Origin of the sequence: Parapedobacter sp. ISTM3, from assembly GCF_016533505.1 — a bacterium.
Classification (GTDB): domain Bacteria; phylum Bacteroidota; class Bacteroidia; order Sphingobacteriales; family Sphingobacteriaceae; genus Parapedobacter; species Parapedobacter luteus.
In genome coordinates, this window is the sequence record NZ_JAENGN010000001.1 from 468,334 (window position 1) to 484,154 (window position 15,821).

At 52.1% G+C, this 15,821-nt stretch carries 9 protein-coding genes; 5 read left to right on the plus strand and 4 right to left on the minus strand.

Annotated features, from left to right (window positions below; genetic code table 11):
- Positions 1–73: 73 nt before the first annotated feature.
- A complete protein-coding gene (locus JHJ32_RS02010) occupies positions 74–6,139 on the minus strand; it encodes an alpha-2-macroglobulin (RefSeq protein WP_200119524.1) in 6,066 nt (2,021 codons plus the stop codon).
- Between the two features lie 232 nt (positions 6,140–6,371).
- Between JHJ32_RS02010 and JHJ32_RS02015 the strand changes: the two genes are divergently transcribed.
- The 4 genes from JHJ32_RS02015 (at position 6,372) to def (ending at position 10,296) form a co-directional block, all read left to right on the plus strand.
- The gene (locus JHJ32_RS02015; RefSeq protein WP_079714969.1) at positions 6,372–6,563 is read left to right on the plus strand and encodes a cold-shock protein; all 192 of its coding nucleotides are present in this window, start codon (positions 6,372–6,374) and stop codon (positions 6,561–6,563) included.
- Between the two features lie 204 nt (positions 6,564–6,767).
- Positions 6,768–7,283, plus strand: a complete 516-nt coding sequence (locus tag JHJ32_RS02020) for a gluconate 2-dehydrogenase subunit 3 family protein (RefSeq protein WP_079714970.1) — start codon at positions 6,768–6,770, stop codon at positions 7,281–7,283.
- Positions 7,284–7,315: 32 nt separating this feature from the next.
- Positions 7,316–9,031: a GMC oxidoreductase gene (locus tag JHJ32_RS02025; RefSeq protein ID WP_079714971.1), complete on the plus strand. Its 1,716-nt coding sequence runs from the start codon at positions 7,316–7,318 to the stop codon at positions 9,029–9,031.
- Positions 9,032–9,039: 8 nt separating this feature from the next.
- Positions 9,040–10,296: a peptide deformylase gene (gene def / locus JHJ32_RS02030; RefSeq protein ID WP_200119526.1), complete on the plus strand. Its 1,257-nt coding sequence runs from the start codon at positions 9,040–9,042 to the stop codon at positions 10,294–10,296.
- A 6-nt stretch (positions 10,297–10,302) separates the two neighbouring features.
- On the opposite strand, the gene JHJ32_RS02035 is transcribed toward def, so the two are convergent.
- The 3 genes from JHJ32_RS02035 to JHJ32_RS02045 form a co-directional block, all read right to left on the minus strand.
- Positions 10,303–10,803, minus strand: a complete 501-nt coding sequence (locus JHJ32_RS02035) for a phosphoheptose isomerase (RefSeq protein WP_079714973.1) — start codon at positions 10,801–10,803, stop codon at positions 10,303–10,305.
- Between the two features lie 225 nt (positions 10,804–11,028).
- Positions 11,029–13,113 (minus strand): ferrous iron transport protein B, encoded by a 2,085-nt coding sequence (feoB, locus tag JHJ32_RS02040; RefSeq protein WP_200119529.1) that lies wholly within the window; start codon positions 13,111–13,113, stop codon positions 11,029–11,031.
- Positions 13,114–13,117: 4 nt separating this feature from the next.
- Complete coding sequence (locus tag JHJ32_RS02045; RefSeq protein WP_079714975.1) at positions 13,118–13,360, minus strand: FeoA family protein; 243 nt, start codon at positions 13,358–13,360, stop codon at positions 13,118–13,120.
- A 197-nt stretch (positions 13,361–13,557) separates the two neighbouring features.
- Between JHJ32_RS02045 and JHJ32_RS02050 the strand changes: the two genes are divergently transcribed.
- Positions 13,558–15,777: a helix-turn-helix domain-containing protein gene (locus tag JHJ32_RS02050; protein ID WP_200119531.1), complete on the plus strand. Its 2,220-nt coding sequence runs from the start codon at positions 13,558–13,560 to the stop codon at positions 15,775–15,777.
- Positions 15,778–15,821 lie beyond the last annotated feature (44 nt).

A 15,821-nucleotide genomic window follows, 5' to 3' on the forward strand; every position in this document is an offset into this window, starting at 1 on the left:
CTTCCTACGTAGCCATTAATCATGTTGATTACGCATTGCAATATTACGCAATTTTTGTTTATCCCGCCACCTGTCACTCACCGGTCACCTGTACCCGTATCCCCGCACTGTGACTGCCGAATTCCGGTGCATATAAGCATTGTATCGTGCTGACGCCGTTGGAAAAATCACCGGCTTGTGATACCACCACCGGGTATTCAAACACATAAGTGCCTTTCCGGAGGTAGTCGAAGAAAAAGTTGGTTGCCACATCGCGCGTGCTTTCGTAGTACCCCAATCCAGCTTGGTATCGGTGTCCGCTCAGCACATTGGCGGGCTCAAAACAAGCAGCCCGCATATCTTTCAGGTGCACATAAGCCATGTCCCGGTCTACACGAAGCTCAATGCGCACGTTGACCTTGTCGCCTACGCGCAACATATTGGTTTCGTTTATTTCCTCCAACACCGGGCCATGGGCCGTATTCCGTTCAATGAAAAGCTGTTTACGGAGACTTAGTGGCGTCCCCGCCTCCTGAGCGTTGGCAGTGGCGCTTATTTTATCGAGATCTTCGAAATATTGCCAGTACACCGCACCCCATGCCACGCCTTCGTTCGTTGCCTTGTTTACCGTTGCGGTTATTTTGCCCATATCCGGCGTTATGGCATCGCCATCGAAGCGTTTTTTGAAATAGCCCGTGCCGGTCTCGGTGTTGACATCAGCGGTACGGATAGTCTCTTTGCCAAGGGCGATGGTCACCGCTGGCTCATTCACCAGCCAATCGCTGCCTTGGAGCAATAAGGCATAGATGGCGTCAGCGGTTGCCTTGGTGGTATTCCAGTGCTGTGTTTGTTTTTGCTTGAGCAGCCACACCTTCAGGTCGTCCACGGTTTTCGTGTCACGGTCTACCTCCCCAAAAGCTTCGATAAGCAACGCCTGTGCTTCTATCGGAGCTTCATGCCACCAGTATCCGCGAGGCATGGATTTCCAGTACATGCCGAGTTCGGGGTGGTTTATCGCTGTTTCGCGGAGGGACGTGATGATCTCGGCTGCGGCTCCAGCGTTGTCACGACGGCTCAGCACAAGGGCCACTTGGCCTTTTAAGTAGGGATTGAACTGCGGCCAGTACGTCACGGCCTGTGACGCATAGTAGCCGTATGCCGCCTGGCTTTCGGTAGGGATCGCAAGGTCGCTGAGCAGGCTCCGTAAATAGAGCTGCTGAATGTGGATAGGGGCAATGTGCTGGCTTTCCAGGTTGGCTTTTTTTGCCAGCAACGTGTCGTAGTTAGCCTTGAGTTGCCGATCAAGGAAACCTACCGCGCGGGTAAGTATTCCATCAACCACCTCCGATTGCGCAGCAGCTATACCGAGGTGCCGAAGGCGGGCAATTCCCGTGGCGATGTACTGCGTGATGTAGCGGTCGCTCTGCATACCGCGGAACCATGGGAAGCTGCCATCGGGCAGCTGCATGTCGGCCAGCTTAACGGCATTTTGCTGCAGCCCCTGCGCCAATTGGTGGCTGTCGAATAACTGTGCGATGCGCCGCTTTTGTTCGCCTTCGTCCTTCGCCTCCATGACCCACGGTGTCTCCTCAAGCAATGCCGATTTCAGCTCCTGGTTTTTCTCCAGGTTGGAAAGCAGGGCAGTCGTATCGCTTCCTTTCCATTGGTCAAAGATAGCCTTCACCCGCGGTGCCTGGGCCACGATGTGGGCCGCCAGCGCATTTGCATAGAGCCGGTTGAAGACCTGCTCGGCACATTCCAGCGGATAATCCATCAAGTAGGGGAGCGCCTGTATGGCATACCAAGCGGGGTTGCCCGTAAATTCCACGGTCAACGCATGGTTTGTGTGCGTGTCGCTTGCAGGCTGTTGCAGCTTTTCCAGTTCAAAAGTCCGGCTTTCATTGCCTCGGATGGGCAACGGCAATGTTTCGGTTACCAACATGCGATTCGTAAGGACCGGTAAGGTATGTTCCTCGCCGTCCGTGAAATTGCCCGCCTTCGCGGTGACGCGTACGACTATCGGGTTGAAAAGGTCTGCCGGGATGTGCAGCATCCAATCTGCTGTACTGCTTTGATTGGCGTTCACAACGAAGTCCTTTGGCGGGATAGTATCGCTCAAGCCCGTTATCGGCTCAAAGGTCGTGGCGTCCAGGAGCACGAGGCTGGCTGTGCCTTTGAGGTCCGCAGCGCTGACATTGCTTATTTTTGCGCTGATGCGGACGGCATCGCCCTGCCGGACGAAGCGAGGTAAATTGGGCATCACCATTAAATCTTTCTGGGTTTTTACCTTTCCTTCGAGGTAACCGGTTTTCCAATCGGCGGTATGGGCAAAAGCCATCAGTTTCCATTCGGTGAGTGCCTCGGGCATGGTGAATTTGAAGGACACATTACCTTCAGCATCGGTCTGCAAGTGCGGGAAAAAGAAGGCAGTTTCCTGGAGGTTCGCGCGCAGTGGAATCGCTTCAGCCTGCGGAGAGGGAGAAGCTTCGCCAGGAATGCTGTCGCTATAGCCGATGGTGTGCTCTTGGCCGGCTGCTGCTACTTCTTCGACAGCTACGCCGTCAGCCGCTTTTGACTGCAGTGCAGGCGCCGCCGCCATTTCAAAGGCGCCGGCCATACCGCGCAAGGCCATTCGTCCACCAGGATAAATGGAGCGTGCCAGGCCGTCAAGCTCATCATAGCGCTTGGTATATCCGTCGGGAAGGGGGGCTTGCAGGTCGTTCTGCCAGCTGGAACCCAACGATTGGCCGAATCCTGAACTGGTATTCCAATAGCTGGTTAAAAACGTCGTTTCCCTCAGTGTGTTCCAATGCCATTGATGGTGATTTAATGCATCAAGTGAGGCGTCATAAAGTCCGGCCAGCAGTTCCGCTGCTACCTGTTCCTTTTTATCGCCCTTAATCGTCAGGTGCCATTCTTCCGCTTCACCGGGCAGCAGCTTGTCCCGGTGGGTGGCCCATTCCAGGTGGAGGTCGCGATCGGACCAGGGCACCATAATCTGCTGAGACGCCGTGTATACGCGGTTATTGTATACATAGAGCCAGGAGAATGCTATGCCGCCCCGATCTTTTTCCGAAATCCGGCGGTCGATGAGCCTTGAAGTGGAGAAAGCCGTAATCGCCGGGGCAGTGTCCGTACCGGTCTCCAACACGTAAGTGCTGTCGCTACCTGTCTTTACGGCTATCCGCAATGACTCTCCAGGTTTCAGCGACGTCTTATTGCTAAACACCAACAGGTTGGCCTGTGTCCGAGCTTGCTTGCCGGTGTCGACCGCGTAGATGTACTTCTTTTCGGTGATGGCATTGCCCAGGGGATCAGACGTTGTCAGTTCAATGACATGCCAACCCTCCTGTTTCCAAATCTTGGCGGGCAATTCCACCATATTCGTCTTTTCGGTATTTAACGAAGCCGACCACAACGTATCACCGGGCGCCCATTGCAGGTAGTCGGCTTCATCGTTATATTCATCATCGGGAAAGGCAGCGCGAAATTCCGCTTCGCTCATGAGGTGCTGGTCTGGTTTTTCCCAGAGCCGTTTGCGATACAGCTTCCCCGGAAAGCGCAGCGGCCGGACGGCGATGGCCACTTCTGCCGGAGCAGGAATCCCATTGAGGTTTTGGGTATGAATGTGCAGTTGCTGCTGCTGATGCAGGTCCAGCTGCTCATCGATCGAAGCCGTCAATTGCAGGGATCGGTAGCCCGCGTTCACACCGATGGAGCTGCGCTGTGTCTCGCCGTTGATATCCGTCACATCGGCATATACCGTGTAGGTAAATACCGGGAATGTCTCCGGATTAAGCTGCTTATCGGGTATCGTGGTGAAAGCCACGTCAAAAGTTCCTTCTGCATCGGTAGTCGATGTCCCGCTGGCAATCTCCATATCAGGCGAATGTGGTTGCCCCCAACGGTAAAATGTCCAGAAGTAAGGGAAGCGGGCGCGCCGCACCACCCGATAGCGGACTTCGGCCCCGCTTACGGCGTTCCCGGCATATGCCTGAGCCTTGCCGCTCACCATAACCTCCTGATTAAGGGCTATACCGGTCTTCAATGTATCGAATGAGACTTTAAATCTTGGCCGTTTGTATTCTTCAACGGCAAAATAGGCCGAGCCCTGATCGTTTCCCAGACGCATCTGGCCGGTGAGGCCATGTTCAGGCGCGGTGAAATGGCCTGAAAAAGAGCCGTAGTCATTCGTCGTTACATCCAATGTTGTTACTTCCTGCCCGTTTACATCGTAAAGGGTCACCTTGGCTTGCTTATTGGGTAAGACATTAGAAATCTTCTTTGCGGTATTATATGCTACCAAAATTCCTTTGAAGTAAATGGACTGTCCTGGGCGGTATATTGATCGGTCGGTGAAGAAAAACGCATGTTCACGGTTTTCAGGCTGTTTGTTGTTGTCTCTGGTGAAGTGATAATAGCCTGGCAGCTGGAGCGAGTCTGCGTGATGGATGAGTGAAATCCCCGTCACCCGTGTATGGCTTGCGCCGTATGGTGCAGCTTGCTTTGTCCCCGCATCGGGTATCGCAGCTTTGCCGGTATCGTCCGTCGTGGTTTCCCCCAGCTTCGTATGTTGGTAAGCTTTGCGCTCGTTGTTCCAGTTGCTTGTCCAATAGACTACCTTGGCACCATGCAGCGGCATGCCCGATTTGCGGTGTAGGGCAAACAACCAATTGCCGTCCGCACCGGTGTTGGTGACCGCACTTAGTGACGACACCTGGAATGGAGCCGCATGTACGATGTTTTTCGAGGTTTGCGATATCGGTGTGGCCGAAGCTACCAACACATACGAGCCGGCGGGCAGGGGTTCGATTTTCAACTCCGCGCGATGTTCATCGTGGTCGGCTGCTGCTGGCAAGGCTTGCTCCCATGATCGTAATGGCTGTTTCTGGCGTATTTCGGCTTGTTCGGCATCACTCAACTGGCGCTGGTTCGCGTCTATCGGTGGGGTGATGCTATACAGATTAAAGTAGACCTTATCGAGGTTCCGATAGGTTATCAACGCTTTACTATTTTCTGCGGGCAATACCACTTCTTCGGTTTGTAGACTTAGGGAAGGCGTGGTCAGTTCATGGCGTAGCCTGGTCGCGTTCACGGCGCCCTCCGAGCCGGGGAAACGAGCAATCAGCGTGCCTAATCTTCTGTTGAGTACGCGCAAATCCGTTGTTTCTTCAGTATGGCGAAGCCGGTTGTTGTACAGCCATTGTATGATTGAAAAGGACGCTTGCGCGGCCGCAGGGTTGTTCGGATAGCGCTGTTCCAACAACGTCAGCGCGCGTAAGTATAAGCTGTCTTTTTGAGGATGTACGGAATATCGGTGCACAAAAGCCAGCCGATGAAGGTCGGCGTCGATGAGTGCATCGGGCTGTTCGTCATGCCGATGAAAATCGAGCACTTGTTGATAAGTGTGTAATGCGCGGAAATGCAAGGAAGCTGGTTGCGCGGGGTTTACTTTGACCTCGGCAAAGCGGTCAACCGGTTCGAACCACAGTGTGCCGTCAATCTGGAATTGATATGCCGGTTGAGTAATGTCTTTTTCTTCGTTTTCAAAAAAAGCGATCGCGCGGAACGCGAGGAAATCATACAGCGTCGGCCGCAGATGCCGTGTATTTTCGCCTTCGGCAATGAGCGGCACATATTGCGCTATCGGTATAGCTTTCAGTGGTTCGCTGTCCAGGATCGACGCTTGGTACAAGTCGCTCGCTTTGGCGATAAATGTACCTGCATCCCATACGGAGATATCTGCCGGCGGAGCTCCGGCAATGGGTGTGCGGCCAAGAATGGTCCAGCGGTTGCGTTGATAATATTGCCAATACAATTCGGCATTGATGCTTTGCCAGATTGCTTTTTCGGCGCCCTCGCTGATCCGGATGATAGAATCAATACGCTGGATATTACGAATGGTGGAATTTTCCTGAATACGCTCATCCGCGCCCATCAAGAAGAGCTGTGCTTTAATGGCATGAGGGGCGAGGCCTTCCTTTTGTGCTTCGGTCAAGATTTTCCGCGCAATTGCCGCTGCCGATTCCGGCCGGCCTTTTTGCACAAGGCTATCGATTTGTTGCCATTTTTGCTGGATTGACGTGGTTTCGGGGGGGCGTTGTGCCATGCTGGCCATGGTAGAAAAAAGTAGGAATGACAAGAATATGCTACGAATCATGATACTGGAATTAGAGTCCCTCATTGCTTTGCAAACTTAGCGATAACGTGTGATATGTTGTAATGACGCGTTGTGATACACAGATGCTACAAGCATGCCAAATCCATAAGTCTTTTCGCGCCGGTCTGCGCCGGTAATTTGGCGGCGAAAAAAAATGAATTGCATAAGATTCAATATTTGGCACAAATAATGCATACATTCGCCATTATTTAATTTTATTTTTAGATTACCCATGCAAGAAGGTGTAGTAAAATTCTTCAATGAGACCAAAGGTTTCGGATTTATCACTCCCATAGGTGGAGGTGAGGATGTTTTCGTTCATGTATCTGGTCTGATTGACAAGATCCGCGAGAAAGACGATGTGTCTTTTGAGATCGCTAAAGGCAAAAAAGGCCCCAACGCAGTGAATGTCAGGCTTATCTAACGGAAATTCCAGCAAATCAATTCGATTGGTTTTCGTTGAAGCTGCCCCTCAAGGCAGCTTTTTTTATGGGCGAATACGTAGAACAAGACCGCCGTGAACCGGAAACACCACGGCGAAAACCGAAATGTGTCTGCGCCACGGCCTGGCGGATAATGTCGAATAAATTTTGTATTATTGAAGGCTAAAATAAAGTGATCAGCTATTATGAATCGTAGAGCGGCAGTTCGTACATTGTTATATATTGCCGGAGGCACGATGGTCCTTCCAGCGTGCTTCCGTGAATCGCGCAAGGCCAGCATAGCATTGGCTAACCTTTCGATCAGTGAAGCCGATGAAGGGCTGTTGGAGGAATTGGTGGAAACATTGGTTCCGGCCACGGACAATCCGGGAGGGAAAGACCTGTTATTGCACTTTTTTGTCCTCAAGATGGTCGACGATTGCCACAGTCCCGACGATCAGCAGGCGTTTACCAAGGGCTTAGCGGCATTTAGAAATTGGTCGCAAAAAGAATTGGGGAAGCCTTTTGCCGAGGCCGATCTTGAACAACGTACGGCGCTGTTAAGCAAGGTGGCTGATAGTGGCGACGACGAGCTCACATCTTTTTATGGCATGGTCAAACGCAGAACCATCCAAGGATATATGAACTCCCAATACGTCATGACCAATCTGGTAAAATACGAGCTGATCCCCGGTAGGTATAATGGATATTTCCCGGTGTGACACCAAACCAAACTAAACAACTGAAATAACACATGGCTAATATAGCGATAGATAGTGTGAAGGACCGGACATTTGATGCCATCGTCATCGGATCCGGAGCCAGCGGCGGATGGGCCGCCAAGGAATTTACTGAGAAAGGCTTGAAGACCTTAGTGTTGGAGCGGGGGCGTGACGTCGTGCATGTCAAGGATTATCCCACGACCAACCTTTACCCGTATGAGCTTGAGCATCGGGGGGAAATGACTTTTCAGGATAGGCAACGGAATCCCATAGCCAACCGTTGTTATGCCTACCGTGAAGATTCGGCGCATTTTTTTGTGAAGGATGATGAACACCCCTATATCCAGGATAAAGAATTTGATTGGCTACGGGGATATCAAGTAGGTGGAAAATCGCTGCTCTGGGCGCGCCAGACGCAACGATGGAGCGAGTATGACTTCGAGGGGCCGGCCCGTGATGGCTTTGCGGTCGATTGGCCGATACGTTACGCCGATATTGCGCCCTGGTATAGCTATGTCGAGCGGTTTGTTGGCATAGCGGGCAATAAGGACGGGGTGGCCACATTGCCCGATGGCGAGTTTTTGCCACCTTACCCGCTTAATGCTGCAGAAGACCATTTTCGGAAAACCGTAGATAACCGCTATAAAGGACGCCATGTTATCAGTGCCCGGTGCGCCCACCTGTCCCAGCCACAGCCTATTCATATTCAGCAAGGCCGCGTACAGTGCCAAAATCGTACTTTATGCCAGCGCGGGTGCCCCTTTGGCGGGTATTTCAGCACCAATTCGTCTACCTTGCCCTGGGCACAGAAAACAGGTAACCTTACCTTGAGGCCCTTTTCGGTTGTGCATTCCATCCTGTATGATAAGGAAACAGGCAGAGCTACCGGCGTGAAAGTAGTCGATACCAATACCAAGGACGAACTGGAGTTCTATGCCCAGGTCATTTTTGTCAATGCTTCAACCTTAAACACCAATTTGATATTGCTGAATTCCGTTTCCGAACGTTTCCCCAACGGGTTGGGAAATGACAACGGGTTGCTGGGCAAGTATATTGCCTTTCACAATTATACGGCCCGGATCAGTGCCGAGTACGACGGGCTGTTGCAATACAAGACCGACGGCCGGAATCCGGCGGGCGGCGGTTACATCCCGAATTTCAGGAATGTAACGCGGCAGGAAACGGACTTCTTACGCGGGTGGGCTGCTGCCTTCGGCGCAAGCAGGCAAGAACTGCGGGATACCGGCGGTGTTGGCACGAACCTTAAAGACGGTCTGTTGCAGCCAACGCTCAGCAACTGGCGGATTCACTCGCACATGATGGCGGAGACCATCCCCAAGGAAAGCAACCGCGTGTGGCTCGATAACAATAAGAAAGACGCCTGGGGTGTGCCGCTTTTGCACATCTCGGTAGCCTACGATGACAGCGATTGGCAGCGCCGCCAAGACTACTACGATCAGATGAGTGAGATGTATGAAGCGGCCGGCTTTACTAATATCCAAACGGCAGACGACAATCGCCGGCCCGGCAACGACATCCACGAAATGGGTGGGGTACGCATGGGTCACGATCCGAAGACCTCGCTGTTAAACAAATGGCATCAGTTGCATCTGTGCAAAAATGTCTACGTGACCGACGGCGCTTGCATGACCTCTACAGCCACCCAAAACCCAACACTTACCTATATGGCGTTCACGGCGCGAGCGGTTGATCACGCCGTGAACGAGTTGAAAAAGGGAAACTTATAGATCCAGCGATGTCAACGATTCATTTTGCCATGCAATGCAGGTACTTACAACGTAAGGTGTTATGGGCTGTGGTGTTGGTTGTTGGCTGCATAAGCCTGTCCAAGGCGCAGACCTATGGAGATAGCATCCTTACGCTGCGGAAAAACCGCGTGGCCGCTTTTCTGAAGGATCCATCCACACCGCTAAACGAAGGGGATGCTCAGCATCTCCACCATTACAAACCGGATGCCGCATATCGCGTACATGCGGCGGTAGAGCTTCTCCATAGCGAGCAGCCGTTTAGGATGCCTACATCCGACGGCACGAGTAAAGCTTATGTGCGTTACGGTAAGGCCCGCTTTGAGATAAACGGCGAGCCGCTTGAATTGACAATGTATCGAAGTGCCGATCTGTTTGTCAGTCCCGCCTATCGGAATCAGCTGTTTTTGCCCTTTACCGATGCAACGAATGGCGATGGTACCTATGGTGGCGGGCGGTACCTTGATTTGTCAGTTTCGGATATAGACGGCGGTTATATCATTATCGACTTTAATCTTGCCTACAACCCTTACTGCGCATATAGCAGCGGCTATCGCTGTCCGGTACCTCCCAAAGCGAACAACCTGCCGGTACCCATTCCCGCAGGCGAAAAAAAATACACTGGCCCCATGAAGCAACGACCACGCCCCGATAGCCCGCCGAACCCCTTGACGGAAGCCGAGCGAAACCTGATTCTCTCCGGAGACACCGCCCAACTGTTGCGCGTCATTCAGGATACCGTGCCCGATGAGGGGCGTATACTCAAGGCCCTATCGGATGATATCGATCCGCAGGACGGGTTAGTGCCGTTATTGGCTAAGCGGATGTACCAGGCAGTGAGAGATTCGACGCATCCTGGTGTGGGCATTGCAGCGCCGCAGGTTGGGATAAACCGAAATCTGATTTGGGTGCAGCGCTTCGACAAGGCAGGCGAGCCATTCGAACTCTACCTGAATCCCAAAATCACGTGGCGGTCCAAATTGCTGCGAAAGGGGCTGGAAGGGTGCCTCTCCATCCCGGATACCATGGGTCAGGTATTGCGCAACTACGCCATACGCCTCACTTACCAGGACATCGATGGAGCTGAGCATGAGGAAATGGTAGAAGGCTTTACAGCTGTTATTTTCCAGCATGAAACCGACCACCTTTATGGTATCCTTTTTACCGATCGATTGGCCGAGCAGGCAGCCGCGACCTACCACCGTGTCAACGAGGAGGTCGAACTATACGTGGAGCAAGCGCACTAACCTGCCTTATCTTCCAAAATCGTCCTGTACCCTTACAATATCGTCTTCGTCCGACGGATTGGAAGCATCCGTATGCTGCCAGATTTCAGCCAGTACCCCCCATTCATCAAGTCCTACGAGGCGATGGCGCTCTCCCTGGTCGAGCCGGATGACGTCTCCTGGATTCAGGATTTGCAATTCGTGCTCTTCATCGGTGTCACTGGTCACCACGCCGACGATACCGCGTACCACCTGCCAGATTTCGGCGCGGCGGTGATGGTACTGCCAGGAAAGGCGCTTTCCGGGGGCTACGATGAGGATTTTGGGGCTGAGCTTTCCCGAGATCTTGAGCTCCTGCACGTCAAGCCCATTGAAATAGGTATTCGCAAATTCCTGGGCTTGGGATTCCTCAATCACGAAAAAACCACCCCACGGACGCGTCTGGTCCTGTTGTACGATTTGGAATCCTTGGCCTGTAAGGACCCCTGCTATCTCGTTGAAAAGTTCTTCCTTCGTTTGGTAAGTCATTGGTTTTTTTTATTTGAAGCGGCTAATATAATAGAAACCCGACAGGTTTTCAATATCCTATTCGGTTTTCAGCGCTTTTGTTTTCTCACTAAATTCGCACCCGCACCCTTTTGAGCACCCCTTGTTTCCATTGAAGGAGCGTCTGGTTCGCCGAATCAGGTAAACCAGTGCTGCTAAAAACAGCGCACTAATGGCTAGGTATTGAATCGTAATCGCATCCATTGATCATTTCAAAAGTTGGTATGCCATCAAAGCTGCAAGATACGCAAATCCGGTCATAAATGTCAATTGTATCAATGTCCATTTCCACGAATTTGTCTCTCTTCTGACAATAGCGATGGTACTCATGCATTGCATGGCAAACGCATAAAATAATAATAACGATATACCCGAGGCAAAATTGTAGGCCGGACGGCCCGTGTTGGGATTGATTTCACTCGCCATACGCTCGCGAATGGTCAGCTCATCATCCGTGCCACCCAAGCTGTAAACGGTAGCCATGGTACTGACAAATACCTCGCGGGCCGCAAACGAAGATATCAGGCCAATACCCATCTTCCAGTCGTAGCCCAAGGGCGTTATTGCCGGCTCGATGAACCGGCCCATTGTACCAAGGAACGAATATTCCAGCTGCTGCGACTGTACTTCATTTTCAAGGGCTTCATCACTGAGCTCCGGACGCTCGGTACGTACAATATCTTCGGCATTGGTAAACCGATCGTCTACCCCAAACGAGCCCAATACCCACAGGATAACGCTGATGGCCAAAATGATCTTGCCTGCACCCAGTATAAAGCCCATGGTTTTGTCCCATACGTTCAGCAGTACGTTGCGTACCACGGGATATTTATAGGTGGGCATTTCGAGGATCAGAAAGCTCTTATAGTCGGTTTTCATCAATTGTTTCAGCACCCAGGCACTTCCTAAGGCCGCTAATATGCCCAATACATACATACCAAAGAGCACCAGTCCTTGTAAGTCCAATCCCCAGAAACGCTCTTGGGGGATGACCAAGCCGATGATGATGATGTAAATGGGCAGCCGCGCGGAGCAAGTCATAAACGGTGTGACCAGTATCGTGATCAATCGCTCTTTATCGTTTTCAATGGTGCGGGCAGACATCACCGCCGGAATGGCGCAGGCTGCGCCCGACATGAGGGGTACGGCACTTTTACCACTGAGCCCGAAGGGGCGTAGCCACCGGTCCATCAGGTAGACTACCCGGCTCATGTAGCCGGATTCCTCCATCAGGGAAATAAACACAAATAAGATGGCAATCTGCGGGATGAAAATGACGATGCCGCCGATACCGGCGATGATGCCGTCCGTCAGCAAGCCATTAAGCGGGCCGTCCGGCAATCGTTCGCCGGCACTGGCTGCCAGCCACGCGAAGGCGTTATCTATGGCATCCATGAAGGGGCCCGACCATGTGTATATGGCCTGGAAAATCAGCATGAGCAAAGCGAAGAAGACAACATACCCCCAAACCGGGTGGATCAGCAAGTCGTCAAGGCGAGCCGTGAGGTTTTCACGCTTTTTGGCTGGATCCTTCAGCACATTGGCCAGCTGGCGATCCAGCGTGCTGTGCCTTGCCATCGTTTCGTGTATTTGCAGCCGATGATAATTAATCTGGTTTTCTTGCCGGATGGCGCTGATTTCGGAAGACGCTGTGGCATCCAAGTGTTTGCTGCGTTTTTGCGACAAATACAACCATGCGATGTAATCGTTGGCAGGTGCCAGCTGCTCCTTCACCTGTTGGGTGACAGCGGCATACTCATCCGGAATGCTGAATGCGGGAGTGTAGCCGTTGGGTTTGTATTGCAGGGCGGCTTTCAGCAAATCAATGCCTTTGCCCGAGCGCGCATCCGTAAGCACAACCTTGGTCGAAAGCACCTTTTCGAGCCGGTCTACATCAATGGAAATTCCTGCCCGTTCGGCCTCATCAATCATATTCACCACAAAAATGGCCGGTAATCCGATCTCCCGTATTTGCTGATAAAGCAGGGCCGAGCGCTTCAGGTTGAACGGGTCGCCCACAACGACCACCAGCTCGGGGTGGTTCGGATTGTTTTTATCAACGAGTACCTCATAAACGATTTCCTCGTCCAGCGAAGAGGGGTGAATGCCATAGGCTCCGGGGAGATCAATCAGCTGATATTTGGTATGCTGATAAGTAAAGCTTCCCGTTTTCTTTTCCACAGTGATGCCCGGATAGTTGCCCGCCTTCTGGCGCAGGCCAGTCAGTTTATTGAATACCGTGGATTTACCTACATTGGGGTTGCCCACCAAGGCGATTTTTGTCTCGGTCATGTTTTTATGATAGGGTTTCGATTAAAATAAGGGCTGCCTCAGACCGGCGCAACGCTATGGCATTGGGGTTGTCCCGGATATGGATGCAAACCGGTCCATTGAATGGCGCCTGCCGTTTCAAGGTTAGCACGACCCCAGGTAATAATCCCATTTCGTAGATTTTAATGGGTATCTCATCGGCGAGGTATCCAACGATGGTTGCTGTTTCTCCCTTTCTTAATTGGTTAATGGATTGATGTTGTGACATTACATGGACTTTGCTAACAAGGGTACAAAGGTACTAATTATAATGAATCTAAACATCAGGAAATTGTTTCGGTGTATAAACGGCAGCTGGAGACAACCGGAAGTTTATCGTATACACCGGCCGCAACTATCCAAAAAAATAGTACTTTTGTTTGTTTACCTGCTGTTTAACATTGACAGTAAACCTTCTTCAGCATTATGGCCGAACTAGACGTGCAAAATACGGCATTCATGCAAGCCGTATCGTTTGTGAACCAGACGAACCGCAACATTTTCCTTACCGGTAAAGCCGGCACGGGGAAAACAACGTTTCTCAGGTATATCCGGCAGCATAGTTATAAGAAAATGGCTGTTGCCGCGCCAACGGGCGTGGCAGCCATGAACGCAGGCGGCACGACACTGCATTCGTTGTTTTGGTTGCCCTTCGGTCTGTATATCGAAGAGTATGAGCTCGCGTGGAACGATGATGATAGCCATATATACAACCGCCGCCGGCTATTCGGGAAAGTGAAGCTGACCAAGCAGCGGCGAGCCCTCCTCCAGGAAATCGATTTGCTGGTGATTGATGAGGTATCCATGCTGAGGGCCGACACGCTGGATGCCATTGATGCCATCCTGAAATCGGTACGGCGTGATGCCCGTCCCTTCGGCGGTCTACAAGTGTTATTTATCGGCGATATGTACCAGCTGCCGCCGGTGGTGAAAGAGCGGGAGTGGGCGATCATGAGCCAGTATTATCCGACTCCCTTTTTCTTCGATGCAAAGGTGTTGCGAGCGCATCCACCGCTATTGCTGGAGCTCAAGAAGATTTATCGGCAAAGCGAACAGCTTTTTATTGATATCCTCAACGATATCCGCAACAACTGTTGTTCGCCTGCACAGCTGGAGTTGCTCAATCGTTATTACCGCCCCGATTTCCTGCCATCCAGCGATGAGCCTTACATCACGCTGACGACCCACAATCACCGGGCCGATGCCATCAACCGGAGAGAGCTTGACGCGCTTCCGGGCAAACCCATCGCATTGAAGGCTAAGGTGTCAAACGATTTTCCCGAAAGCCTGTATCCCGCGGAAGTGGAGCTGGAACTGAAAATCGGTGCGCAAGTCATGTTTATCCGTAACGACAGCGGGGATGAACGGCGCTATTACAACGGCAAAATTGGTTATGTTAAGCATATCGACGCTTCGGGGGATGCGTTGATCGTTGATTTCACCGACGGCAGCGACGCGGTGGAGGTGAAACGCGAAGCTTGGGAAAATATCCGGTATCGTTATGACAAAGCGGAAGATAAAATTGAGGAGGAGGTGTTAGGCACCTTTGCCCAGTTCCCCTTGCGGTTGGCATGGGCGATTACCATCCACAAAAGCCAAGGGCTAACGTTTGACAAAGCCATCATCGACGCGGGGGGCTCCTTCGCCGCCGGCCAAGTGTATGTGGCCCTGAGCCGCCTTCGCACGTTAGAGGGGTTGGTGTTGTATTCGCGCATCCCCGCGCATAGCATTCGTACAGACCAGCAGGTGGCCCGTTTTTCGAGCAACACGCTGGCAGATGAGGAGGTGCCCGCCTTATTGGAAGCCTCCCAACGCCACTACATCGGGCATATGCTCCTTCAGGCCTTCAGGTGGGACGCCGCTGTCGAAGCATTGGCTGCATTGAAAGCCGATTTAGCCAAACGCAATATCGCCGATCTGACCGAAGCTATGCAGTTTATGCAGGCGCAATGCCACACCTGCGAACACCTGCGGGAAGTGGCCAATCGATTCAGGAACCAATTGAATGGCTTGCTCAACAAGCAAGAACATGCCGACTACGCCCAGATCCACGAGCGTACCGCCAAAGCCGTAGATTGGTTTTTGCCCCGCATCGACGACGAATTGGTGGTGCCATTGGAAGCGCATATACGCACTTGGGCGGTTAAAAAAAGGACGAAGAAGTACGTGGAAGCGCTGAAAGAACCGCTCATTGATTTCAAGCGCAAGCGGGAGCAGTTGCGGCAGTGTGCCTCCATTACGGGAGCATTGGTCAAGGGCGATGATCTGCAAGCGATAATGACCCAGGCGAACGGATTGGCAACCATTGCAATAGACGCATCGGAATTGCCCGACATGGCCGCGGCGCGCAAAACAAAAAAGGGCGAAACGAAGCGCATCAGCTTTGAGCTGTTCCGATCGGGCAAATCCGTTGATGAGATTTCAGCAGAGCGGGGGTTAACCGCCGGCACGGTGATCGGCCATCTCCTTGAATTCATCGGCAACGGTGTCGAAGCCACCCAATTGGTGGATGCAGCCAAATTGGAGACCATTTTAGATACGTTGCGTAAGCACCCTGGAAAGTCGTTTTCAGCCATCAAAAACATGTTGGGGCCTGACGTCGGATACGACGAAATCCGCGTTGCCCAAGCCGCTATCGCGCAGTAAAAATGCCGGATGGCACAAGTCTTACGGAAGACAGCGGGATTATT